The organism is Modestobacter sp. VKM Ac-2986, assembly GCF_026967795.1.
Taxonomy (GTDB): Bacteria; Actinomycetota; Actinomycetes; order Mycobacteriales; family Geodermatophilaceae; genus Modestobacter.
The window spans coordinates 333,877-356,820 of the sequence record NZ_JAPVBH010000004.1 but is presented as its reverse complement, the minus strand read 5'-3'; the positions used below and the strand labels follow the sequence as shown (position 1 = coordinate 356,820).

The window sequence follows — 22,944 nt, the reverse complement described above, 5'->3', positions numbered from 1 at the left end:
CTCCCGGCTCCGGTCTCGACCCTGGAGCCGGGCCGCCGGGTCGGGTTACCTTGGCCGGCATGAAGGACCTCGCTGTCGCCGCTGTCGTCACCGGCGGGGCCTCCGGGCTCGGCGCCGCCACCACCCGCGCGCTCACCGCGGCCGGCGTGGCGGTGACGGTCCTGGACCTGCAGGAGGAGCTGGGCACCGCGCTGGCCGCCGAGCTCGGCGGGGACACCACGTTCGTGCGCACCGACGTCACCGACGAGGCGTCGGTGCAGGCGGCGGTCGAGGAGGCCACCGGCAAGGGCCGGCCGCTGCGGATCGCGGTGAACTGCGCCGGCATCGCCTGGGTCGGGCGCACGCTGGAGCGCGACGGCTCGGCGCACGGGCTGCCCGACTTCACCCGCACCGTGATGGTCAACCTGGTCGGCACCTTCAACGTGCTGCGGCTGGCGGCGGCGGCGATGGCCCGCACCGAGCCCGCCGCCGACGGCTCCCGCGGCATCGTCCTGAACACCGCCTCGGTGGCCGCCTACGAGGGGCAGATCGGCCAGGTCGCCTACGCCGCGAGCAAGGGCGGCGTCGTGGGCCTCACCCTGCCCGCCGCCCGCGACCTGTCCGCGGTCGGCGTCCGGGTCTGCACCATCGCCCCCGGCCTGGTCGACACCCCGATGGTCGCCGGGCTGCCCGAGGCCGCACAGCAGAGCCTGGCCGCCGGCATCCCGTTCCCCAAGCGGCTGGCCCGCCCCGAGGACTACGCCGAGCTGGCGCTGGACGTCATCCGGCACGACTACCTCAACGGCGAGGTCATCCGGATGGACGGCGCCCTCCGCATGGCGCCCAAGTGAGCTCCGCGACCGAGCTGGGGCACGACGCGGTCTTCACCCCCGACTGGCCGATCGACGTGCGCCGCATCCTGTCCCGGGACCGGCGCGGCACCGGCGACCCGACGCTGCGGATGGCCGAGGACGGCGTCTGGCGGACGACGAGCACCCCCGACGGCCCCGCCACCGTGCGGCTGTCCGGCGGCGCCACCGCGGTGCGGGTGCAGGCGTGGGGGCCCGGTGCCGACTGGGCCGGGGCGACCGCGGCGCGCTGGCTGGGCGCCGAGGACTGCGTCGACGGCTTCGACGCCGCCGCCCACCCGCTGGTGGAGCGGCTGCACCGCGCCAGCCCGTGGCTGCGGCTGGGCAGCACCGGGCGGGTGTGGGACGCCCTGCTGCCCGCCGTCCTGGAGCAGAAGGTCACCGGCATCGAGGCGCACCGCACCTGGCGGGAGCTGCTGCGGCTGGCGGGGGAGCCGGCGCCCGGCCCGGCACCGGAGGGGATGCGGGTGCTGCCCTCGCCGGAGCGGGTGCTGGCGGTCACCGACTGGCAGTGGCACGCCTGCGGCCTGGACGGCGCCCGCCGCCGCGCGCTGCGGGCGGTCGCCTCGGTGGCCTCCCGGCTGGAGGTCACCGATATGCGTGACCACGAGGAGGACTGCGCGCTGCTGCGCCGCCGGCTGCAGTCGGTGCCCGGCATCGGGGTGTGGACCGCCGCCGAGGTCGTGCAGCGCGCGTTGGGCTGCCCGGACGAGGTCAGCGTCGGGGACTACCACCTGAAGAACCTGGTCGGCTGGTCGCTGGCCCGCCGCAAGACCGACGACGCGGGGATGCTGGAGCTGCTCGAGCCCTGGCGCGGGCACCGACAGCGCGTCGTCCGGCTGCTCGGGATCGGCGGCAGCATGCCGCCCAAGCGCGGCCCCCGGATGGCGCCGACGGACTACCGGGCCTTCTAGGCCTCCGCCGGCTCGCGGCCTCCTCGCAGGGGCCCGCCACGAGCCCGCGAGTGGTGGGGGGCGAGGAGGTCCTTCACCAGACGCGGGGACGGCTGGTGAGCGACCAGCTGGCCAGCGGGTCCAGCGCCTCGCGGGAGGACGTGCCCGCCGGGGCGCAGCAGGCGAACAGCGTCCGGCCCGGGTCGCCGGGCATCGTCAGCGAGCTCGCGCTCACCACCGACGTCGTCCCGGCCTGACCTGACCGGGGGGACGGCGTCCCCCCGGCTCAGCCGGCGAGCAGGCCGAGCAGGTAGGCGCCGTAGCCGCTCTTGCCCAGCGGCTCGGCGATGGCGCGCAGGCCCTCGTCGTCCAGCCAGCCGTTGCGCCAGGCGACCTCCTCGATGCAGCCGATCTTCAGGCCCTGCCGTTCCTCGACCACGGAGACGAACTCGGTGGCCTGGCGCAGCGAGGCGAAGGTGCCGGTGTCCAGCCAGGCGGTGCCGCGGTCCAGCACGGTGACGGTGAGCCGGTCGGCGCGCAGGTAGTGGTCGTTGACCGCGGTGATCTCCAGCTCGCCCCGCGCGCTGGGGGTGATGCCGCGGGCCACCTCGACGACGTCGCGGCCGAAGAAGTACAGGCCGGGGACGGCGTAGGAGCTCTTCGGCGTGGCCGGCTTCTCCTCGATGGACAGCACCCGGCCGGACGCGTCGAACTCCACGACGCCGTAGTCCTGCGGGTTGGCCACGTGGTAGGCGAAGACGTGCCCGCCGTCGGGCTCCGGGAGCCGGGAGAGCGCGGTGCCCAGGCCCGCGCCGTAGAAGATGTTGTCGCCCAGCACCAGGGCGGCGGCCTGCCCGTCGAGGAAGTCCGCACCGATCAGGAACGCCTGCGCCAGGCCCTCGGGGCGGGGCTGCACGGCGTACTCGATCCGCATGCCGAGCCGGCTGCCGTCGCCGAGCAGACGGGCGAAGGCGTCCCGGTCCTCCGGGGTGGTGATGACCAGGACCTCGCGGATCCCCGCCATCATCAGCGTGGACAGCGGGTAGTAGATCATCGGCTTGTCGTAGACCGGCATGAGCTGCTTGCTGACGCCGAGGGTGATCGGCCACAGACGACTGCCGGTCCCACCGGCCAGGATGATCCCGCGCATGGGCTGAACTTAGAGCCCGCGTCCGGACACGGGCAGTCACGCTCACCCCGGCGGATGACCGACACCGCTTCGTCCCCCGGCCGTCGGCCCGCGTTGACTACGGTCACCGGCATGCGCGTCCTGGTCACCGGCGGTGCCGGCTTCATCGGATCCCACTACGTCCGGACCATGCTGTCCGGCGGCTACCCGGGCTTCGAGGACGCCGAGGTGACGGTGTTCGACAAGCTCACCTACGCCGGCAACCTGGCCAACCTGGCCCCGATCGCTGCGAACCCGCGCTACCGGTTCGTGCAGGGCGACATCTGCTCACCCGCCGACCTCGACGCCGCCGTCCCCGGGCACGACGTGGTGGTCAACTTCGCCGCCGAGTCCCACGTGGACCGCTCGATCGGCGGGGCCGCCGCCGACTTCGTGCTGACCAACGTGCTCGGTGCCCAGCAGGTGTTCGAGGCCTGCCTGCGCCACCGGGTCCGCCGGGTCGTGCACGTCTCCACCGACGAGGTCTACGGCTCCATCGACACCGGCTCCTGGACCGAGGACCACCTCCTGGAGCCCAACTCGCCCTACTCGGCGGCCAAGGCCGGCAGCGACCTGATCGCCCGCGCCTACGCGAAGACCTACGGGCTGGACATCTCCGTCACCCGGTGCAGCAACAACTACGGGCCGTACCACTTCCCGGAGAAGGTCATCCCGCTGTTCGTGACCAACCTGCTCGACGGGCACACGGTCCCGCTCTACGGCGAGGGCGCCAACGTGCGCGATTGGCTGTTCGTCGACGACCACTGCCGCGGCATCCAGCTGGTGCTGGAGCAGGGCGCGGCGGGGGAGTTCTACAACATCGGCGGCGGCCGGGAGCTGTCCAACCGGGAGCTGACGGAGAAGCTGCTGGCGGCCACCGGCCGCGACTGGAGCTACGTCGACCACATCGTCGACCCCCGCGGCGGTGGCCACGACCTGCGCTACTCCGTCGACCACTCGAAGACCGCCGCCCTCGGCTACGCCCCGCGGATGGGCTTCGAGGAGGGGCTGGCGCTGACCGTGCAGTGGTACCGGGACAACCGCGCCTGGTGGGAGCCGCTCAAGGCCGCCGCCGCCACCGCCCGGGCGTGACCGCCCCGACCGCCTGGCTGGTCACCGGCGCGACCGGGCAGCTGGGCACCGACCTGCAGGCGCTGCTCGCCGGCGCCGACGTCACCGCCCTGGGCCGTGCCGCGCTCGACCTCACCGACGAGGCGCAGGTGCGCGGGGTGGTCGGCGCCTGGCGGGACGACGCCCTGGCCCGCGGCGCCCGCCCGGTGGTGCTCAACGCCGCCGCCTACACCGCCGTCGACGCCGCCGAGGGCGACGAGACGGTCGCCGGGCTGGTCAACGGGTCGGCGCCGGGCTGGCTGGCCGAGGAGCTGGCCGGCCGTGGCCGCCTGGTGCACGTCTCCACCGACTACGTCTTCGCCGGCGACGCCGACCGGCCCTACCGCACCGACGACGAGCCGGCCCCGAGGACGGCGTACGGGCGCACCAAGCTCGCCGGCGAACGCGCCGTCGCCGCCGTGGACGACGACGCCGTGGTGGTGCGCACCGCCTGGGTGTACGCCGCGCACGGGAAGAACTTCGTGCGCACCATGCTCCGGCTGGAGTCCGAGCGGGACACCGTCTCGGTGGTGGCCGACCAGACCGGCAGCCCCACCTGGGCCGCCGACCTCGCCCGCGCCCTGGTCGAGGTCGCGCAGACCTCGACCCGCGGCGTCCTGCACGCCACCAACACCGGCGCCACCACCTGGCACGGGCTGGCGCAGGCGGTCTTCACCGGCGCCGGCGCCGACCCCGCGCGGGTGCTGCCCATCCCGACCAGCGCCTACCCGACCCCGGCCCACCGGCCCGCCTACTCGGTGCTGGCCGGCACCGGCTGGACCGCCGCCGGCCTCACCCCGCTCCCGGCCTGGGAACCCTCGCTCCGCGACTGCCTCACCGCCCTCGGCGCGCTTCGCCCCTGACAGCCCGTGAGGGCGAAAGTGGCCACTTCCGCCCCTCACGGCTCGTCGCGGACCGGAAGGGGCCATGTTCGCGGACATGGCCCTCGAGGGTCAGGCTCGCTGCTCGGCGTAGCGGGCGGTGCACTGCTCCAGGGTGGGCAGCAGGCCCTGCTCGCGGGCCTGCTCGAGGGTCGGGGCGGCGAGGTCCTTGGCCGACAGCTCGAACTCCAGGTCGGCCGGCCACGGCAGGTCCAGCGCCGGGTCCAACGGGTGGACGCCGAACTCCCGGCCCGGGGAGTAGCCGCTGGAGACCAGGTAGGTCACCGAGCTGGCGTCGGCCAGGGAGACGAACGCGTGACCCAGCCCCTCGGCCAGGTACACCGCGCGCGGCTGCTCGCTGTCGAGCACCACCGCGTCGTGCACGCCGAAGGTGGGTGAGCCGACCCGGACGTCGACGACCACGTCGAGCACCCGGCCGGCCGGGCAGTAGACGTACTTGGCCTGCCCCGGCGGGACGAGGGCGAAGTGCACGCCGCGCAGCACGCCACGGGCGGACACGCTGTGGTTGGCCTGGGCCAGGGGCAGCGGGCGCCCCACGGCCTCGGCGAGGACGTCGGCGCGGTACCACTCGGTGAACCGGCCCCGGGCGTCACCGTGCGGCACCAGGTCCAGGACGTAGCTGTCGGGCACGGCGAGCTCGCGGATCTCCACGGCCCGACGCTATCGACTGCACCCGGAGGGGCACAGCCGCACCCACCCCTCAGTGAGGAGGGGCGCCCAGCCGCAGCCGGCCGACCAGCGAGCTGCCGCCGAGGGTGGCCACCGGCACCCAGCGGGTGGCCCACCCCTCCGCCTGCAGCTGGACCAGCGCGGCGCCGACGAGCGCGCCGACGGACAGCGCGGCCCCCGGCGTGACCGGCTCGGCCAGGTGGACGGCGACCACGTCGCCGTCGGCACCGTCGTCCTCCAGGCCGTAGCGGAAGACGACGGGGAACTCCGGCAGCGCGGTGACCGCGACCCGGAACGCCTCGGTGACCGCCTGCCCGGCGCCGGGGCGGCGGGTGAGCAACGGCGCCGGGCCGCGGCTGCCGACCAGGTCGCGGGTGCCGGTGGCGAACAGGTCGCCCGGGCCCAGCCGCACCAGCGGGCGCGTGCCGGTGTCCGGCGCCGGCGCGGTGAGGTGCAACCCGCGGACGACGGCGACCGGGACGCCGCTGAGCTTGCCCTTCACCAGGTCGGCGGCGGCGGCGAGCTCGTCGACCACCGCGACCTGGGTGGTCTCCAGCCGGTTGCCGTGCGAGTCGAGGCTGCCGCGGTGGTCGACCAGCGCGGGCAGCCCGGCCGCGCCGATGGCCACGTCGGCCACGCCGTCCCGCCACGGGCGGCCGAAGGTGTCGCTGACCACGACCGCCACGGTCACGCCCAGCAGCTCGGCCAGCCGCTCGCGCAGTCGGCGGGCGGAGGCGTCGGCGTCGGCCGGCAACAGCACCAGGGTGTCGGCGGCGACGTTGGAGGCGTCGATGCCGGCAGCGGCGACGACCCAGCCGTGCCGGGTCTCCACGATCCGTAGCGGGCCGCGGCGGGCCACCACCCGCACCGTCTCGTCGGTGATCGCCTGCTGCCGCGCGGCCTCCCGGTCGGCGCCGGGCTCGACGCGCACCAGGTTGCCCTCGACCTTGGCCACGACCTTGCTGGTCACCACCAGGACGTCGTCGTCGGCCAGCCAGGGGGCGGCGGACGCGAGGGCCGCGGCGAGGTCGTCCCCGGGGACGAACTCCGGCAGCCCCGGCACCGGGTGCACCGAGATCCCCGGCTCAGGCCCCCCTGCAGGGGCCCGCCGCGAGCTCGCGAGTGGCGGGGGGCAGGGGGGTCCTCCGTCAGACACCGGCGGCGTCCAGCGCGGCCCGGGCCAGCGCGCGGGTGGCGGCCGGGTCGCTCATCAGCAGCGGCACCGAGCGGACCTCGACACCGGGGACGGCGGCGGCGTCGCCGGTGTGCACCAGCCAGGCGTCGAGCACCCCGCCGGCGGAGCGGGCGCCGTAGTGCCGGCCCACGCCCTCGGCGCTGACCTCTACGCCCAGCACCGGCAGGCAGCGGTCGGCCATGCCGCGCAGCGCCGCGCCGGACACGATGGGGGACACACCGACGACCCGCCCGGACGCGGCCCGGAGCGCGTCGCGGACGCCCGGCACCCCCAGCACGGTGCCGATGGACACCACGGGGTTGGACGGGGCGAGGAGCACCGCGTCGGCGGTGGTCAGCGCCTCCACCACCCCCGGACCGGGCCGGGCGTCCTCCACGCCGACCTGGACGAACCGGTGCGCGTCGAGCGCGGCGCGGTGGCGCACCCACCACTCCTGGAAGTGGATCGTGCGCTCGCCACCGGTCGCCGGGTCGTCGACGACCACGTGGGTCTCCACCCGCTGGTCGCTCATCGGCAGCAGCCGGACGCCGGGCTGCCAGCGCTGCGCCAGGGTCGCGGTGACCTCCGACAGCGGGTGGCCTGCGCCGAGCATCCGGGTGCGCACCAGGTGCGTGGCGAGGTCGCGGTCACCGAGGCCGAACCAGGTCGGCTCGGCGCCGTAGGCGGCCAGCTGCTCCTTGACCGTCCAGGTCTCGCCGCGCTGGCCCCAGCCGCGCTCCTCGTCGATCCCGTCACCGAGCGTGTACATCACGGTGTCCAGGTCGGGGCAGATCCGCAGCCCGTGCATCGTCACGTCGTCGCCGGTGTTGACCACCGCGGTGACCTCGGCGTCGGGTGCGGCGTCCAGCAGGCCACGGAGGAAGCGGGCGCCACCGACGCCACCGGCCAGAACGACGATGTGCACCCCGCCATGGTGCCTGATCGGCAGAAGTGCACCGGGCACCCGGCACCGGCCCCGGCGAACTGCACGAAACGGGCCTGTCCCCATGGCAGATGGTGTCCAGGCGGGCGGCGTGTCGGGGTGGCTGGTGACCACCACCGGACGACGCGGGACGGGTGTGACCTGTGAGTCTGGGCATTACACCGGTCCGACTTGACCCCGACTCAACGACACGCGTGTAATTCCGATGTCGTCATCAGGCGCTGGCCGCCCGGGAACCGCCCGGGGACGCACGCCGTGACGGAGCGAGAGGGGACGCAACGTGATGGCCGAGGTCTCTTGGTTGAGCGAGCACCAGTCCACGACGGCGCCCACGCCGGCTGCCGACGTGCGGGGTGCGACCAGCGTCTTCGACGCCGGCTTCGGCCTGCTGGACGGCGACGAGCAGGGGTGGCAGGAGCGCGCGCTGTGCGCCGAGACCGACCCGGAGGCCTTCTTCCCGGAGAAGGGCGGCTCCACCCGCGAGGCGAAGAAGATCTGCACCGGCTGCGAGGTCCGGGCCGAGTGCCTGGAGTACGCGCTGGGCAACGACGAGCGGTTCGGCATCTGGGGCGGCCTCTCCGAGCGTGAGCGCCGCCGCCTCCGCCGCCGCGCCTGAAGAAGGACCCCGTCGCCCCCCGCCCCTCGCAGGCTCGGGGCGGGGCCCTGCGACGGGGCCGACCGACACCGCGCTGCTGACCGTTGGTCCACCCGGTCCCCCTCGGGTGTGGTCGACTGAGCGGTGTGCTGATCCGCGTGGCCGACGGGCGCGCGCCGGTGCTGCGTGAGGTCCGCGCCGCCGCGCCGCTCATGGCCGACCTCGCCGCCCCCGTGCCCGCCCGCGGGCCCTGGCTGACCGCCGCCCTCAACGTCCAGCCGACCCGGCCGCTCGCCCGGGTCCGCCCCCGCGCGGTCGTCGTCGAGCGCACCCCGGGCGGCGGCCCCGACGGCGCCGCCCTGCTCGCCCTCAGGCGCCGCGGCGCCACCACCGCGGTCACCCTGCTCGGCGCCGAGCCCGGCCCGCTGCCCGAGGGGCGCCCGCCCGCCCGGCTGCTCGCCCGCGACCCCGAGGTCGCCGCGCAGCTGGCCGAGGGCCTGGTCGACCTGCTCGAGCGACTGCGCGGACCGTGGACGCTGCGGCTGGCCGGCCTCCCGCTCGGTGACCCGACGCTGGCCTCCCTGGCGGCGGTGATGCCGGACTCCCAGCTGTCCAACAGCCGCAGCCGCCGGCTCGTCGACGAGCTCGACACCGTCGCCGACGTCCGCCGCACGGTCGACCCGGCCGAGCTGGAGCGCGAGCTGCCGGCGGTGCTGGCCCGGGTGCCGGCGCCGCAGCAGGTGTTCGTCCGCGCCGCGGCCCGGCTGCACGCCGCGATCGGCCAGCTCGAGCTGGCCGTCGTCCCCGGCCGGTCGGCCGGTCAGCCGACCGCCGTCCTGCTGACCCTGCTCGACCGCGGTCCCGCCGGGACCGACCGCTGGCCGTGGTGGGGGAGCAGCGAGGTCGGCGGGCTCCGCCGGGAGCTGGGTCAGCCCTCGGTGACGCTGACCGCCTCCGCCGGGCTGGTGCGGCTGGGCCGGCGCTCCCCGCTGCGGTCGACCGGCGGCGCGGGGACCGCCGTCAGGGGTGCTGCAGCCGGTTGACCCCGGGCTCGGCGACGGCCGGGGCGAGGTCCAGACCGATCCGGACGACGCCCGTCGCCGGTGCCGCGCCGTCGCGCACCGGGCCGTCGGGGGTGAACGCCGCGGCGAGCTGGTACGTCCGGCCCGTGTAGACCGGCGCGGTGCCGTTGGGGCGCGTGTAGGTGGCGAACCGGCCGGTCAGCTCCACCCGGTCGCCGTCCCGGGAGACCTGCAGACCCGGGTCGGCCAGGTCGGCGTACTCGGTCGGGGTGGGCACGCAGTTGGCCTGCGTCGGGTCGGCCGGCGGCTCGGGGGTGAGGCAGTTCCAGGTCGGCAGCCGCACGTGGGCCAGCGACCGTCGGCCGTCGGTGGTGACGCTGACGCCGGGGTAGGTGACGGTCAGCCCCACCGCGCGCTGCTCGAGCACCAGGCCCTGGAAGGTCGCCGTCGCCGCGACGCCGGAGTCGGCCAGCGGCACCGAGGTCAGCGCGAGCGCCCCGGCGGGGGTGTCGGCGTCCGCCGCCGGCGCCGCGGGGGTGGGTGCGGGGGTCGGGGTCCCGCCGGCCGGGGTCGGGACGCTGGCGTCGGCGACGGGGGAGGTGACCGAGGAGCCGCCGGCGAAGGCGACCAGGACCGCGGCCACCAGCAGCACGGCCGAGGCGGTGAGCCCCACCGTCCCGCCGCGGCCGGGCGGGGCGTCGTCCCGGCGGGGCGCGGGGGAGGCCGCCGCGGTCGAGCCGGTCCGCGGCGCGTCGGCCACCGGTGCCCGTCCGGTCACGGGCGGCGTGCCCCGGTCGCCGTCCGAGCCCGGGGGGCGGTCCAGGAAGCCGGGGAGGTCGTCGACGGCGAAGCCGGTCGCCGGCGCGGGCGGTGGCTCCACCGCCGGGGCGGGGGCCCGCTGGGCCCGGGCCGCGCGGCAGCCGCGCAGCACCCCACCGACGAGGACGCCGACGAGCAGCGCCAGCGCCAGTCCGACCAGGACGCCGACGGCGATCCAGGTGCCCGGTTGCGCCTCTGCTGCAGTGCCCATGTCACCGCCCAGCATGTCAGCGGGGCCGGTCCTGCTCCACCGCTCCCACCCGACCGGCTCCTCGACAGGGGCCCTCCGCGAGGGCCCGCCGCGAGTCGGAGGATCCCGTCCTCGTCGTCCCTCGCACGCTCGGGACGAGCCTCGGGACGGGGGGTCCTCCGTCAGCCGGTGGGGTCGATCTCCTCCGGGTCGCGGCCCAGCAGCACCGCGACCTGGTCGACGACGACGTCGCGCACCAGGTCGGCCAGGTCGTCGCGGTCGGCGGCGCGGATCTCCAGCGGGCGCCGGTAGACCACGATCCGCGGCGGGTGCTCCTGCCCGCCCTCGCGGTGCGCGGGCAGCACCCGGGCGAGCGGGACGCTGCTGTCGTCGAGCACGTCGGAGTCCAGCACCACGTCGTCCGGGCTGCTGTGGTCGACCCAGGGCACGTCCTCGACGGCGAACTCCACGCCGGCCAGCTCCCGCTCCCAGCGGCGCTCCAGGTCCTCCACCGCGTCCAGGACGAGGTCGTCGAACTGCTCCGCGCGGCTGCGGGACAGCGGCACGGTCGGGGGGACGAGGCGGCCGCGCAGGCCGCGGCCGTGGCGGTCGCGCCGGGCGCGTGCAGGGGGACGGTCCATCGCGGGGGGCAGCCTACGTCGCCGTCCGGCCGACCGGCGCCGGCAGCGGTACGGCCGTGCCGGGACCGGGGCCCGCGGGACGGGGGGTGCCTGGCGGGACCAGAGGTGAACCTGGTGCCGACCCCGGTGTCGGTGCTGCCCGCACCGGGGGTCCGGGATTACTGTGCTGGACGTGAGGAACCGGTGGTGAGGCAGTCTCGGCGGTGCTCGCGCAGCGGCTGCGCGCAACCGGCAGCGGCGACCCTGACGTACGTGTACGCGGAGTCCACGGCCGTGGTCGGCCCGCTCGCGACGTACTCGGAGCCGCACAGCTACGACCTGTGCGAGTTCCACGCCGAGCGGCTCACCGTGCCGCGCGGGTGGGAGGTCGTCCGGCACGAGATCGACGCCGAGGACGCCGGCCCCACCGGTGACGACCTGCTCGCCCTGGCCGACGCCGTCCGCGAGGCGGCCCGTCCCGAGCCGCCGCGCGACCCCGCCGACGACGGCAGCGGCATGCGCCGCGGGCACCTGCGCATCCTGCCCGACCTCCCCTGACGGGGGGGCATCGGCCCGCTCGACGCGCCTGTGAGCCGCTCGCGCCGATAGGGTCGGGCGCCGCCGGTCGCCGGACCGTGGCTCCACGAGTGCGAGGGTGAGCTGTTGTCCGACCTGTCGTCGATCATCAAGGCCTACGACGTCCGGGGCCTGGTCCCGCAGCAGTGGGACGAGGACGTGGCCCGGGCCATCGGGTCCGCGTTCGCCGAGTTCGTGCACGCCGAGACCGGCGCGACCACCGTCGTCACCGCCCACGACATGCGTGAGTCGTCGGTGCCGCTGTCGCGGGCCTTCGCCGAGGGCGTGCTGTCCCGCGGCGTCGACGTCGTCGAGGCCGGGCTGGGCTCCACCGACATGCTGTACTTCGCCGCCGGGTCGCTGGACATGCCCGGTGCGATGTTCACCGCCAGCCACAACCCGGCGCAGTACAACGGCATCAAGCTCTGCCGGGCCGGTGCGGCGCCGATCGGCCAGGACTCCGGGCTGGTGCAGATCCGCGAGGTCACCGAGCAGCTCGTGGACGGCGCGGCCGTCTTCGAGCGCGAGGTGACCCAGCCGGGCACGGTGACCAGCCGCGACCTCGTCGCCGAGTACGCCACCTACCTGCGCGGGTTGGTCGACCTCTCCGGCATCCGCCCGCTCAAGGTCGTCGTCGACGCCGGCAACGGCATGGGCGGGTTCACGGTGCCGGTGGTGCTCGACGGGCTGCCGCTGGACGTCGTCCCGATGTACTTCGAGCTCGACGGCTCCTTCCCCAACCACGAGGCCAACCCGCTGGACCCGGCCAACCTCGTCGACCTGCAGGCCGGCGTGGTCGAGCACGGCGCCGACATCGGGCTGGCCTTCGACGGCGACGCCGACCGCTGCTTCATCATCGACGAGCGCGGCGAGCCGGTGAGCCCCTCGGCGATCACCGCCCTGGTCGCCGTCCGCGAGCTGGCCAAGGGCACCGGGACGACGATCATCCACAACCTGATCACCTCCCGGGCCGTGCCGGAGATCGTCCGCGAGCACGGTGGCGAGCCGGTGCGCACCCGGGTCGGCCACTCGTTCATCAAGGCCGAGATGGCCCGCACCGACGCCGTCTTCGGTGGCGAGCACTCGGCGCACTACTACTTCCGCGACTTCTGGCGCGCCGACACCGGCATGCTCGCCGCGATGCACGTGCTCGCCGCCCTGGGCGAGCAGCCGCGCACGCTGTCGGAGATCAGCGCCCAGTACGAGCGCTACGCCGCCTCCGGCGAGATCAACTCCACCGTCGCCGACGCCGCCGGCCGGGTGGCTGCGGTGCGGGAGACCTTCGGCGCGCGGGACGGCGTCACCTTCGACGAGCTCGACGGCCTGACCGTGTCGCTGCCCGACGGCTCCTGGTTCAACCTGCGGGCCAGCAACACCGAGCCGCTGCTGCGGCTCAACGTCGAGGCGCCCGACGCCGCGGCGATGGCCGGGCTGCGCGACGAGGTGCTCGGGCTGGTGCGGGCATGACCGCCGCCGGCGAGGACACGCTGGGCATCGACCCGGCGCTGCTGGAGATCCTGGCCTGCCCCGACACCCACCACAGCCCGCTCACGGTGGACGTCGAGGCCTCCGAGCTGGTCTGCCCCACGTGCCGGCGCGCGTTCCCGGTGCGGGACGGGATCCCGGTGCTGCTCCTGGACGAGGCGCGGCAACTGCCCGCCTGACCGGGTTTGCGGGGTCGCCCAGGGGTGCACCACCCTGGGCATGGAGCTGACGCACGCCCCCAGGGCAGCAGCATGACCTCGCCCGAGCTGGCCGAGGAGGTCCTCGACGACCTGACGCTGCTGCGCGCCCGCGACCCCCGGGGGTTGCTCCCGGCCGTCGCCGGCGCCGGGGCGCAGGTGCGGGAGACCGCCCGGCTGACCCAGGAGGCCGACCTGTCCCGGGTCACCTCCGCCGGCCGGCCTCGCGGGCTGGTCGTCATCGGCCGACGCGAGGGCGCGGTGGCCGGGCAGCTGCTGCGCGCGCTGCTCGGCCCGGCCAGCCCGGTCACCGTCGACGTCGTGCCCGGCCCCGACCTCCCGGTGTGGATGGGCCCGTCGGACATCGCGGTGATCGCCACCCGCACCGGGGCCGGCCGGTACGCCGTCACCCCGGCGTACGAGGCGGCCCGCCGCGGGGTGGCCGTGGTCGGCATCGGCGCCGGGGACGCGCCGCTGCACGCCGCCTGCGCCAGCTCCCGTGCGCCCTACGTCGCGCTCCCGTCCACGCGGGTCCGGCACGCCACGCTGTGGTCGCTGCTGACCCCGATGCTGCTGCTCGCCGCCGAGCTGGGCCTGGTCGGCGCCGAGGTCGCCGACACCGAGCAGGTCGCCGCAGCCCTGGACGAGGTCGCCACCGAGTGCGGTCCGGCCCGGGAGTCCTTCGTGAACCCGGCCAAGACCCTGGCCCTCGAGCTGCTCGACGCCCTGCCGGTGATCGCCGCCGAGGGTCCGCTCGCCGGCGCCGCGGCCGGCCGGGTCGCCGACCAGCTGGCCACCCTGGCCGGGCTGCCGGTCGCCGGCTTCCGGCTGCCCGACCAGCGGGTCGCGCTGCGCACCGTGCTCGCCGGCCCGCTGGCGACGTCCGCCGGTCAGGACGACTTCTTCCGCGACCGCACCGACGACGCCGGCCGTCGGCTGCGGCTGATCACCGTCCGCGACGCGCACGCCGCCGAGCACGACGGCGACGAGCGCGAGCCGCACTCGGCCGGCGCGGCCACCGCCGAGGCCCTGCGGATCGCCGAGGCGCACAACGTCCCGGTGTCCGCCCTGGCCCACTCCGAGTCCGGCCAGCACCCGCGGCTGGCCCGGCTCGCCCGTCAGCTCGCCGTCGCCGACTTCGGCGCGGTCTACCTCGCACTCGCGCTCGACCACGAGAGGGCCCTCCAGCCATGACCGACCGCACCACGGCCCCCGCCTCCGGCGCCCACCCCGCACCCACCGGACCCGGCGCAGGGAAGGACGGGCACGCCACCGGCGCCGATGACGGCGGCGGGGAGCACGGCGGCGGCGGGCACGGTGGCGGCGGGCACGGCGGCGGGACGACGGCGATCATCGCGGCCCTGGGCGCCAACCTGGGCATCGCGGTCGCGAAGTTCGTCGCCTTCCTGATCACCGGTGCCTCGTCGATGCTGGCGGAGGCGATCCACTCCGTGGCCGACTCCGGCAACCAGGTGCTCCTGCTGGTCGGTGGCAAGCGCTCCAAGCGCGCCGCGACCCCCGAGCACCCCTTCGGCTTCGGGCGCGACCGCTACATCTACAGCTTCATCGTCGCGATCGTGCTGTTCAGCGTGGGTGGCCTCTTCGCGATCTACGAGGGCGTGCACAAGGTGCGCGAGGAGGCCGAGGTCGAGTCGCAGACCGTCGCCATCGTCGTGCTGCTCGTGGCGATCGCGCTGGAGAGCTTCTCGCTGCGCACCGCGCTGAAGGAGACCAACGCCGTCCGCAAGCCGGGGGAGAGCTACTGGGCCTTCATCCGGCACGCCCGCGCCCCCGAGCTGCCCGTCGTCCTGCTCGAGGACAGCGCGGCGCTCACCGGCCTGGCGTTCGCGCTGGTCGGCGTCAGCCTGTCCGCGCTCACCGGCGAGAGCCTGTACGACGGGCTGGGCACCATCGCCATCGGCCTGCTGCTCGTGGCCGTGGCCGCCGTCCTGGCCATCGAGACCAAGAGCCTGCTGCTCGGTGAGTCGGCGACCCCGGACGCCCAGCGGCAGATCGCGGCCGCGCTGGTCGACGGGGACTCGGTGCAGTCGGTGATCCACATGCGCACCCAGCACCTCGGCCCCGAGGAGCTGCTGGTGGCCGCCAAGATCGCCGTCCGGCACGACGACACCGCCGAGGCGGTGGCCCACGCCATCGACGCGGCCGAGCGCCGGGTGCGGGCCGCGGTGCCGATCGCCCGGGTCATCTACCTCGAGCCGGACATCCGGTGGTCGGAGACCCCCGCCGTGCGGTGAGCGTCACCCGGTCGGGCGTACCCCGGTCGATCACGGGGGTCACGAGGGGGGTGTGCGCCGGTATCGTCCCGGCTGATGTGGCAGATGACGAACGCCGTCCGGCACTACCCGTGGGGCTCCCGCACGGTGATCCCCGAGCTGCTCGGCGAGCCCTCGCCCGCTGAGCAGCCGTACGCGGAGCTGTGGATGGGGGCCCACCCCGGCCAGCCCAGCGTGCTCTCCGACGGCCGTCCGCTGGACGCCGCGATCGCCGCCGACCCCCAGGGGATGCTCGGCGACTCCGTGCGGCACCGCTTCGGCGACCGGCTGCCCTTCCTCATGAAGGTGCTCGCCGCCGACCTGCCGTTGTCGCTGCAGGCGCACCCGACCACCGCCCAGGCGCAGGTCGGCTTCGCCGCCGAGCAGGCCGCCGGCATCCCGCTGGACGACCCGACGCGCACCTTCAAGGACCCGTACCACAAGCCGGAGATCCTGCTGGCGATCACGCCGGTCGAGGCGCTGTGCGGCTTCCGGCCGATCGCGGAGTCCCTGCACTGCCTGGCGAAGCTCCAGCTGGCCGAGCTGATGCCCACCATCGCCGCGCTGGCCAACGGCGGGCTGCGGGCCGCGATCCCGCAGCTGCTGGCGCTGTCGGAGCGGCGGCGCGAGTCCCTGGTGACCGCCGTGGCGGCCAAGGCGGCCAGCTTCGTCGCCGCGCACGACCCGGAGTTCATCAACACCTACCGGTGGGCGGCCTCGCTGGCCGAGACCTACCCCGGTGACCCCGGCGTCGTCATCTCGCTGATGTGCAACCACCTCCGCCTCGCCCCGGGCGAGGCGGTGTTCCTGCCCGCCGGCAACCTGCACGCGTACCTCAGCGGTGCCGGGGTCGAGGTCATGGCCAGCTCGGACAACGTGCTGCGCGGTGGGCTCACCAACAAGCACGTCGACCTCGCGGCGCTGATCGAGGTGCTGGACTTCACCGACGGCCGGGTCCCGGTCATCCACCCGGTGCTCGGCCCCGGCGGGCTGCGCTACCCGACGCCGGTCCGCGACTTCGACCTCACCCGCGTGCAGATCGCCTTCGAGCCGGGCGTGCTGACCACCTCGGGGCCGCAGGTCCTGCTGTGCACCGAGGGCGCCGCCGTCCTCGAGGGGCCCGACGGCGAGGTCGTCCTGCAGAAGGGCGAGTCGGCCTTCGTGCCGGCCGGGCAGCTGGTGACCGCCTGCGGTCCGGCGATCCTCTACCGGGCGACCACCGCCACCACCTGGACGCCGGCCCAGCGGGACCAGCTGACCTGACCGACGGCCCTCCTGCAGCGCCCCACCACGGGCGAGCTCGCGGCGGGGCGCTGCAGGAGGGCCGGGACGGGCGGGACCGCCGGTCGCCCCACCCGGTCGGACGGGGCCGGCCGGGTGCCTCGCCTGGCTGGGAGAGGTCGGTCCCCGCCGGGCAGCGGTAGCCTGGGGGACGGCACGAGCCCCGCCGAAGCCTCGGCATGCTCGCTCAGCACCCGACTGCGCCCGCCCACCCGGGGCCGGGCCGGACACTGGAGCGACATGACCGCCAGCACTGGCACCCGCGTACTGACCTCCGACGACTTCAAGGTCGCCGACCTCTCCCTCGCCGGCTTCGGCCGCAAGGAGATCTCCCTCGCCGAGCACGAGATGCCCGGCCTGATGGCACTGCGCGCCGAGTACGGCGACGCCCAGCCCCTCGCCGGCGCCCGCATCGCCGGCTCGCTGCACATGACCATCCAGACCGCCGTGCTCATCGAGACGCTGACCGCCCTCGGCGCCGACGTCCGCTGGGTGAGCTGCAACATCTTCTCCACCCAGGACCACGCCGCCGCGGCGATCGTCGTCGGCGACGGCACCGCCGAGGAGCCCACCGGCGTCCCGGTCTTCGCCTGGAAGGGCGAGACGCTGCCGGAGTACTGGTGGTGCACCCAGCGGATGTTCGAGTTCCGCGACTCCGCCGGTGACGTCGTCGGCCCGAACATGATCCTGGACGACGGCGGCGACGCCACCCTGCTCGTGCACCTGGGCACCCGCTTCGAGGCCGACGGCGTCGTCCCCGACACCACCGAGGCCGACTCCGAGGAGTACGGCGTCATCCTCGACACGCTGCGCAGCACCATCGCCGAGGACGACTCGTACTGGACCCGCATCGGCCAGGGCATCAAGGGCGTCACCGAGGAGACCACCACCGGTGTCATGCGGCTCTACGAGCTCGCCCGCGACAACCGGCTGCTCTTCCCGGCGATCAACGTCAACGACTCGGTCACCAAGAGCAAGTTCGACAACCTCTACGGCGTCCGGCACTCCCTCATCGACGGGATCAACCGTGGCACCGACGTCATGATCGGCGGCAAGGTCGCCGTCGTCTGCGGCTACGGCGACGTCGGCAAGGGGTCCGCGGACTCCCTCCGCGGTCAGGGTGCCCGGGTCATCGTCACCGAGATCGACCCGATCAACGCCCTCCAGGCCGCGATGCACGGCTACGAGGTCACCACGCTGGACGAGGTGATCGGCAAGGCCGACATCATCATCACCACGACCGGCAACAAGGACATCATCACCGCCGAGCAGCTCGGTCAGACCAAGCACCAGGCGATCATCGGCAACATCGGCCACTTCGACAACGAGATCGACATGGCCGGTCTCGCCCGCACCCCGGGCATCACGAAGACCAACATCAAGCCGCAGGTCGACGAGTGGCGCTTCGCCGACGGCCACACGATCATCGTGCTGTCCGAGGGCCGGCTGCTGAACCTGGGCAACGCCACCGGGCACCCCAGCTTCGTGATGAGCGCGTCGTTCTCCAACCAGACGCTGGCCCAGATCGAGCTGTGGACCAACCGCGCCGCCTACGAGGGCAAGACCCCCGGCGTCACCGTGCTGCCCAAGAAGCTCGACGAGCACGTGGCCCGGCTCCACCTCGACGCGCTCGGCGTGAAGCTGACCGAGCTCACCAAGGTGCAGGCCGACTACATCGGCGTCCCGGTCGAGGGCCCCTACAAGAGCGAGCACTACCGCTACTGATGAAGGGCCCCCTTGCCCCCCACCACGAGCGAGCTCGCGGCGGGACCCTGCAAGGGGGCCGACGGGTCGGCCGGACGAGGGTGTGGTCGACGCTCGTGAGCTGACCTGGAGCCGTGCCACGGCGCGGCGCCAGGTCGGTCCGAGCGGCTCGACCCGCTCTGTCGCCGGCCGGCCGATCGGCCGCTGACCAGCAGTTCCCGCCCCGTCCGGTGAAGTCGCCGGGCGGGGCGGGGCGTTTCCCGGCGTGCGTCGCGCAGAATGGGCGCGTGCCCCCCTCTGCGCCGTCGTCCGGCACCAGCCGCGGCCGTGTCCTCGTCGTCGACGACGACGCCGCCCTCGCCGAGATGCTCGGCATCGTGCTGCGCCGGGAGGGCTACGACCCCGCGTTCGTCTCCGACGGTGCCCGGGCCGTCGCGACCTTCCAGCAGCTGCGCCCCGACCTGGTGCTGCTGGACCTGATGCTGCCCGGCCGCAACGGCCTGCAGATCTGCGCCGACATCCGCACCCAGTCGACGGTGCCGATCGTGATGCTCACCGCGAAGACCGACACGATCGACATCGTGCAGGGGCTCGAGGCCGGCGCCGACGACTACGTCACCAAGCCCTTCAAGCCCGTCGAGCTCGTGGCCCGGGTGCGCGCCCAGCTGCGCCGCGGCGACAACGGCCAGGCCGAGAGCCTGTCGATCGGCGACGTCTCGATCGACGTCCCCGCGCACCAGGTGACCCGCGACGGCGCCCCCATCGCGCTGACCCCGCTGGAGTTCGACCTGCTCGTCGCCCTGGCCCGCAAGCCCCGGCAGGTGTTCACCCGCGAGCTGCTGCTCGAGCAGGTGTGGGGCTACCGGCACGCCGCCGACACCCGGCTCGTCAACGTGCACGTGCAGCGGCTGCGCGCCAAGGTCGAGCGCGACCCGGAGAAGCCCGAGGTCGTCCTGACCGTCCGCGGCGTCGGCTACAAGGCCGGCCCGCCGTGAGCCGCGCCCGTCCCGGGGCTCCCGCGGTCCGGTGAGCACCACGACCGGGCCGCCGCTCGTCGACCGGAGCCCTCAGCCGGACGACGGGCGCAGCTCCAGACCGCCACGCCGTCGCCCCGCGCAGCTGGGCCGCGGGGTGCGCCGCCGCCTGCGTCGGGCCCGCCGTCGGGCCTACGTCCGCACCGGCCGCGGCGTCCGGCGGGTCGTGCACGCCTGGCGTTCCTCGCTGCAACTGCGGGTCGGTGCTATCACCATGCTGGTCGCCGCCGTCGTCGTGGTGATCGTCAGCATGGTGCTGTTCACCCAGATCCGTGGCCAGCTCCTCGACGTGAAGCAGCAGGCCGCCGTCGACCAGTCGCTGGCCGGGGTCGTCTACGCCCAGACCGAGGTCAGCGGCATCGCCACCGGTGACTCGGCGAGCGTGCGGTCGACCCTGTCGCGCACCGTCGAGGGACTGCAGCGCCTGGGCGGGGCGGCCGGGGACTTCGACGTGGTGATGGTCTACCGGTCCGGGGAGGACGAGCGCCCGGCGGTCAGCCGCCGGGGCGTCGAGCCCGCGCTCCCGGCCGACCTGCGCGCCCAGGTGGCTGCGGGTTCGCAGGCCTACCGCTACGCCCGGGTGCCCGACCTGGGCGGTGACCCGGTGCCCACGCTGATCGTCGGGGCACCCGTGCCCACCGACCCCGGCGGCGGCGACAGCGTGGAGGTCTACTTCGCCTTCCCGCTGGACCAGGAGCAGGCCAACCTGTCCGGCATCCGCAGCACGGTGGCCATCACCAGCGCCGTCCTCGTGCTCTTCGTCGCCGGCATCGGCGTGCTGGTGACCCGGCTGGTCGTCGACCCGGTCCGGCGCGTCGCCGGCAGCGCGCAGCGGCTGGCCGACGGGCACCTGGAGGAGCGGCTGGCGGTGCGCGGCGAGGACGACCTGGCCCGGCTGGCCACCAGCTTCAACGCCATGGCCGAGGGGCTGCAGCAGCAGATCACCCAGCTGGAGGCGCTGTCGCAGCTGCAGCAGCGGTTCACCTCCGACGTCTCCCACGAGCTGCGCACCCCGCTGACCACCGTGCAGATGGCCGCGGCGGTGCTGCACGACGCCCGCGGGGAGTTCGACCCGGCGGTCGCCCGCTCCGCCGAGCTGCTGCAGGCCGAGCTCAACCGCTTCGAGGCGCTGCTCACCGACCTGCTGGAGATCAGCCGCTACGACGCCGGCGCCGCCACGCTGGAGCCCGAGGCGCAGGAGCTGGGCCCACTGGTGCAGCGGGTGGTGACCGGGATGGCGTCGCTGGCCGAGCGGCACGACTGCGCCCTGCTGGTGAGCCTCCCGCCGCGCTCGGTCATCGCCGAGGTCGACGGCCGCCGGGTCGAGCGCGTGCTGCGCAACCTGGTCGGCAACGCCATCGAGCACGGCCGCGGGAAGCCGGTGGAGATCACCCTGGCCGCCTCGCGCTCGGCGGCGGCGATCACCGTGCGCGACCACGGCGTCGGGTTGACCGCCGAGGACGCCCAGCACGTGTTCGACCGGTTCTGGCGCGCCGACCCCTCGCGGGTGCGCACCGTCGGCGGCAGCGGCCTGGGCCTGTCGATCAGCCTGGAGGACGCCCGGCTGCACGGTGGCTGGCTGCAGGTGTGGGGCCTGCCCGGTGAGGGCGCGCAGTTCCGGCTCACCCTGCCGCTGGCCGTCGGCGCCGAGCTCACCAGCTCGCCGCTGCCGCTGCGCCCGCCGATGCTGAGCCGGGGGCAGGCGTGAGCGGCCACGGCGTCCGCGCGGCGCTGGCCGGGCTGGCCGCGGTCCTCCTGGCCGGCTGCAGCACCGTGCCCAGCAGCTCGCCGGTCACCCAGATCACCCAGGTGGCCGAGCCGCCCGCCGACGCCGTCGGCATCGAGCCGCAGGCACCCGAGCCCGGCGCGACGCCGGAGGAGGTCGTGCGCGGCTTCATCGACGCCAACGCAAGCACCGCGCGCAACCACCCGGTGGCCCGCCAGTACCTCAGCGAGTCGGCGGCGGCCAGCTGGTCCGACAGCGACGGGGTGACCGTGATCAGCGGTGACTACGCCCCGGTCCAGGCGCAGGCGGGCACGGTGCAGGTGACGGCCCAGGAGGTCGGCACCATCGACGAGCGCGGCATCCTCGCCGTCGGCTCCGAGCAGGTCTACGCCCGCACCTTCAGCCTCACCGACGAGTCGGGGGAGTGGCGGATCACCGACCCGCCGGACGGGCTGCTGCTGCTCGAGCCGGACTTCACCCGCACCTACGAGCAGATCGACGTCTACTTCCTCGACCCGACCGGCTCCCGCGTCGTCCCCGACCCGCGCTACCTGGTGGACGGCGAGGCGCAGCCCAACGCGGTGGTCGAGCGGCTGCTGTCCGGCCCGTCGCCGGCGGTCGGGGCGGGGGTGGCGAACCCGCTCAACGGCGCCGGCCTGCGCAGCACGGTGTCCGTCGCCGGGCAGACCGCGACCGTGGACCTGACCTTCCCGGCCGGCACCGGGGACGAGACGGTGTCCGCCGCCGTCGGGCAGCTGGTGTGGTCGCTGCAGCAGGACCAGCTGGGCCTGCAGACCGTGGAGGTGCTGCGCGACGGCCAGTCGCTGGGCCTGTCCGGCGTCCCCGACCGGCAGACCCGGGCCGACTGGCCGGCGCTGGACCCCGACGCCGCCCCGCCGAACGCGGTCGGGCACTACCTCGCCGACGGCGGGCTGCGCCGGGCCTCCGACGGCACGCCCTCGCCGGGGCCCGCGGGCACCCCCGGGTACGGGCTGTCGTCGGCGGCCGTCTCGGTCGACCCGCGCACCGGCCAGCTCGGGCTGACCGCCGGGGTGTCGACCATCAACTCGCCCACCGGGGCGCCGGCGGCGCTGTTCGCCGGCCCCTACGGCGGTGACCTGGCGTGGGTGCTCGACGGGGCCAGCTTCACCGCCCCGACGACGCCGGGCACCCGGTCGGAGGTCTGGACGGTGCGCAACGGCACCGAGGTCGTGCGGCTGCCCGCCGGCGGTCAGCCGCAGGCGGTGAGCGCCCCGACGCTGGCCGGGCTGGGCCGGGCGACGACCTTCCAGCTGTCCCCGGACGGCGTCCGGGCCGCGGTGGTGATCGAGGGCCCCGACGGCGGGCGGCTCTACGTCGGCACGGTGGTCCGCGCAGCCGACGCCGTCAGCGTCCGCGACCTGCGCTCGATCGCCCCGTCGGTGCGGCAGGTCGTCGACGTGGCGTGGCGCAACGCGGGCCTGCTGATGGTGCTGGCCGGTGACCCGGGCGCGCAGCGCACGGTGCCGTTCACGGTCGGGGTCGACGGCTTCGGCCTCACGCGGGTGGTCACCAACGGACTGCCCGAGCAGGCCACCGCGCTGGCCGCGGCCCCCGGCCGGCAGCCGCTGGCGGTCTCCGAGGGCGCGGTCTGGCAGCTCGCCGGCGGCACCTGGGTGACCCTTGTCCGCGGCGCCCCGCCGCTGGCCGGACAGGCGCCCTTCTACCCGATGTGA

The 22,944-nt window shown here is 75.1% G+C and carries 23 protein-coding genes; 17 read left to right on the top strand and 6 right to left on the bottom strand.

The features are described from left to right. Positions 1 to 59 precede the first annotated feature (59 nt). The 3 genes from O2W14_RS12850 to O2W14_RS12840 all read left to right on the top strand — a co-directional run bounded on the left by O2W14_RS12850 (position 60) and on the right by O2W14_RS12840 (position 1,998). Positions 60 to 830: an SDR family NAD(P)-dependent oxidoreductase gene (locus O2W14_RS12850; protein WP_269176486.1), complete on the top strand. Its 771-nt coding sequence runs from the start codon at positions 60 to 62 to the stop codon at positions 828 to 830. After that, entirely contained in the window at positions 827 to 1,762 is a 936-nt protein-coding gene (locus O2W14_RS12845; RefSeq protein WP_269176485.1) for a DNA-3-methyladenine glycosylase family protein, read from the top strand. Before O2W14_RS12850 ends, O2W14_RS12845 begins: the two co-directional genes overlap by 4 nt. A gap of 95 nt (positions 1,763 to 1,857) precedes the next feature. Further along, complete coding sequence (locus O2W14_RS12840; RefSeq protein ID WP_269176484.1) at positions 1,858 to 1,998, top strand: hypothetical protein; 141 nt, start codon at positions 1,858 to 1,860, stop codon at positions 1,996 to 1,998. 29 nt (positions 1,999 to 2,027) lie between these two features. On the opposite strand, the gene rfbA is transcribed toward O2W14_RS12840, so the two are convergent. Continuing rightward, positions 2,028 to 2,891 (bottom strand): glucose-1-phosphate thymidylyltransferase RfbA, encoded by an 864-nt coding sequence (gene rfbA, locus O2W14_RS12835; protein WP_269176483.1) that lies wholly within the window; start codon positions 2,889 to 2,891, stop codon positions 2,028 to 2,030. A gap of 111 nt (positions 2,892 to 3,002) precedes the next feature. Between rfbA and rfbB the strand changes: the two genes are divergently transcribed. Then, positions 3,003 to 4,001, top strand: coding sequence for a dTDP-glucose 4,6-dehydratase (rfbB, locus tag O2W14_RS12830; RefSeq protein WP_269176482.1), 999 nt, complete (start codon positions 3,003 to 3,005; stop codon positions 3,999 to 4,001). Continuing rightward, positions 3,998 to 4,882 (top strand): dTDP-4-dehydrorhamnose reductase, encoded by an 885-nt coding sequence (rfbD, locus tag O2W14_RS12825; protein WP_269176481.1) that lies wholly within the window; start codon positions 3,998 to 4,000, stop codon positions 4,880 to 4,882. Before rfbB ends, rfbD begins: the two co-directional genes overlap by 4 nt. 90 nt (positions 4,883 to 4,972) lie before the next feature. On the opposite strand, the gene O2W14_RS12820 is transcribed toward rfbD, so the two are convergent. The 3 genes from O2W14_RS12820 to cofD are packed head-to-tail and all read right to left on the bottom strand — an operon-like array spanning position 4,973 to position 7,689. Beyond that, complete coding sequence (locus O2W14_RS12820) at positions 4,973 to 5,572, bottom strand: dTDP-4-dehydrorhamnose 3,5-epimerase family protein (protein WP_269176480.1); 600 nt, start codon at positions 5,570 to 5,572, stop codon at positions 4,973 to 4,975. A 49-nt stretch (positions 5,573 to 5,621) separates the two neighbouring features. Beyond that, positions 5,622 to 6,746: a coenzyme F420-0:L-glutamate ligase gene (locus tag O2W14_RS12815; protein WP_442928838.1), complete on the bottom strand. Its 1,125-nt coding sequence runs from the start codon at positions 6,744 to 6,746 to the stop codon at positions 5,622 to 5,624. After that, complete coding sequence (cofD, locus tag O2W14_RS12810; RefSeq protein WP_269176479.1) at positions 6,739 to 7,689, bottom strand: 2-phospho-L-lactate transferase; 951 nt, start codon at positions 7,687 to 7,689, stop codon at positions 6,739 to 6,741. The genes O2W14_RS12815 and cofD overlap by 8 nt, the downstream gene beginning before the upstream one ends. Before the next feature lie 301 nt (positions 7,690 to 7,990). Here cofD and O2W14_RS12805 point away from each other — a divergent pair, with 301 nt between their 5' ends. Beyond that, on the top strand, positions 7,991 to 8,323 hold the full coding sequence (locus O2W14_RS12805) for a WhiB family transcriptional regulator (RefSeq protein WP_269176478.1): 333 nt from the start codon (positions 7,991 to 7,993) through the stop codon (positions 8,321 to 8,323). Positions 8,324 to 8,448: 125 nt separating this feature from the next. Further along, positions 8,449 to 9,345 (top strand): hypothetical protein, encoded by an 897-nt coding sequence (locus O2W14_RS12800; protein WP_269176477.1) that lies wholly within the window; start codon positions 8,449 to 8,451, stop codon positions 9,343 to 9,345. Here O2W14_RS12800 and O2W14_RS12795 read toward each other — a convergent pair. Both O2W14_RS12795 and O2W14_RS12790 read right to left on the bottom strand, forming a co-directional pair. Continuing rightward, on the bottom strand, positions 9,323 to 10,354 hold the full coding sequence (locus O2W14_RS12795) for a hypothetical protein (protein WP_269176476.1): 1,032 nt from the start codon (positions 10,352 to 10,354) through the stop codon (positions 9,323 to 9,325). The genes O2W14_RS12800 and O2W14_RS12795 overlap by 23 nt on opposite strands. A 161-nt stretch (positions 10,355 to 10,515) precedes the next feature. Continuing rightward, positions 10,516 to 10,974 carry a metallopeptidase family protein gene (locus tag O2W14_RS12790; RefSeq protein ID WP_269176475.1) on the bottom strand — a complete coding sequence of 153 codons (459 nt, stop codon included), beginning with the start codon at positions 10,972 to 10,974 and terminating at the stop codon, positions 10,516 to 10,518. Positions 10,975 to 11,100: 126 nt separating this feature from the next. On the opposite strand from O2W14_RS12790, the gene O2W14_RS12785 reads away from it, so the two are divergent. The 10 genes from O2W14_RS12785 (at position 11,101) to O2W14_RS12740 (ending at position 22,944) form a co-directional block, all read left to right on the top strand. Next, positions 11,101 to 11,511 (top strand): DUF3499 domain-containing protein, encoded by a 411-nt coding sequence (locus tag O2W14_RS12785; protein ID WP_331253595.1) that lies wholly within the window; start codon positions 11,101 to 11,103, stop codon positions 11,509 to 11,511. Between the two features lie 105 nt (positions 11,512 to 11,616). Further along, the gene (locus O2W14_RS12780) at positions 11,617 to 12,996 is read left to right on the top strand and encodes a phosphomannomutase/phosphoglucomutase (protein WP_269176473.1); all 1,380 of its coding nucleotides are present in this window, start codon (positions 11,617 to 11,619) and stop codon (positions 12,994 to 12,996) included. Continuing rightward, positions 12,993 to 13,193, top strand: a complete 201-nt coding sequence (locus O2W14_RS12775) for a Trm112 family protein (protein ID WP_269176472.1) — start codon at positions 12,993 to 12,995, stop codon at positions 13,191 to 13,193. Before O2W14_RS12780 ends, O2W14_RS12775 begins: the two co-directional genes overlap by 4 nt. 72 nt (positions 13,194 to 13,265) lie before the next feature. Beyond that, positions 13,266 to 14,405, top strand: a complete 1,140-nt coding sequence (locus O2W14_RS12770; protein ID WP_269176471.1) for an SIS domain-containing protein — start codon at positions 13,266 to 13,268, stop codon at positions 14,403 to 14,405. Continuing rightward, entirely contained in the window at positions 14,402 to 15,466 is a 1,065-nt protein-coding gene (locus tag O2W14_RS12765; RefSeq protein ID WP_269176470.1) for a cation diffusion facilitator family transporter, read from the top strand. Before O2W14_RS12770 ends, O2W14_RS12765 begins: the two co-directional genes overlap by 4 nt. Positions 15,467 to 15,541: 75 nt before the next feature. Beyond that, complete coding sequence (gene manA / locus O2W14_RS12760) at positions 15,542 to 16,747, top strand: mannose-6-phosphate isomerase, class I (RefSeq protein ID WP_269176469.1); 1,206 nt, start codon at positions 15,542 to 15,544, stop codon at positions 16,745 to 16,747. 258 nt (positions 16,748 to 17,005) lie between these two features. Beyond that, positions 17,006 to 18,490 (top strand): adenosylhomocysteinase, encoded by a 1,485-nt coding sequence (gene ahcY / locus O2W14_RS12755; protein ID WP_269176468.1) that lies wholly within the window; start codon positions 17,006 to 17,008, stop codon positions 18,488 to 18,490. Between the two features lie 266 nt (positions 18,491 to 18,756). Further along, the gene (gene mtrA, locus O2W14_RS12750) at positions 18,757 to 19,464 is read left to right on the top strand and encodes an MtrAB system response regulator MtrA (RefSeq protein ID WP_269176467.1); all 708 of its coding nucleotides are present in this window, start codon (positions 18,757 to 18,759) and stop codon (positions 19,462 to 19,464) included. 136 nt (positions 19,465 to 19,600) lie between these two features. Continuing rightward, on the top strand, positions 19,601 to 21,211 hold the full coding sequence (gene mtrB / locus O2W14_RS12745) for an MtrAB system histidine kinase MtrB (RefSeq protein WP_269176466.1): 1,611 nt from the start codon (positions 19,601 to 19,603) through the stop codon (positions 21,209 to 21,211). Beyond that, complete coding sequence (locus O2W14_RS12740) at positions 21,208 to 22,944, top strand: LpqB family beta-propeller domain-containing protein (protein ID WP_269176465.1); 1,737 nt, start codon at positions 21,208 to 21,210, stop codon at positions 22,942 to 22,944. The genes mtrB and O2W14_RS12740 overlap by 4 nt, the downstream gene beginning before the upstream one ends.

Coding starts and splice junctions, on each gene's coding strand:
- O2W14_RS12850 (WP_269176486.1), top strand. CDS start 60: ATGAAGGACCTCGCTGTCGCCGCTGTCGTCACCGGCGGGGCCTCCGGG.
- rfbA (WP_269176483.1), bottom strand. CDS start 2,891: ATGCGCGGGATCATCCTGGCCGGTGGGACCGGCAGTCGTCTGTGGCCG.
- rfbB (WP_269176482.1), top strand. CDS start 3,003: ATGCGCGTCCTGGTCACCGGCGGTGCCGGCTTCATCGGATCCCACTAC.
- O2W14_RS12805 (WP_269176478.1), top strand. CDS start 7,991: ATGGCCGAGGTCTCTTGGTTGAGCGAGCACCAGTCCACGACGGCGCCC.
- O2W14_RS12795 (WP_269176476.1), bottom strand. CDS start 10,354: ATGGGCACTGCAGCAGAGGCGCAACCGGGCACCTGGATCGCCGTCGGC.
- O2W14_RS12790 (WP_269176475.1), bottom strand. CDS start 10,974: ATGGACCGTCCCCCTGCACGCGCCCGGCGCGACCGCCACGGCCGCGGC.
- O2W14_RS12775 (WP_269176472.1), top strand. CDS start 12,993: ATGACCGCCGCCGGCGAGGACACGCTGGGCATCGACCCGGCGCTGCTG.
- O2W14_RS12770 (WP_269176471.1), top strand. CDS start 13,266: ATGACCTCGCCCGAGCTGGCCGAGGAGGTCCTCGACGACCTGACGCTG.
- O2W14_RS12765 (WP_269176470.1), top strand. CDS start 14,402: ATGACCGACCGCACCACGGCCCCCGCCTCCGGCGCCCACCCCGCACCC.
- manA (WP_269176469.1), top strand. CDS start 15,542: ATGTGGCAGATGACGAACGCCGTCCGGCACTACCCGTGGGGCTCCCGC.
- ahcY (WP_269176468.1), top strand. CDS start 17,006: ATGACCGCCAGCACTGGCACCCGCGTACTGACCTCCGACGACTTCAAG.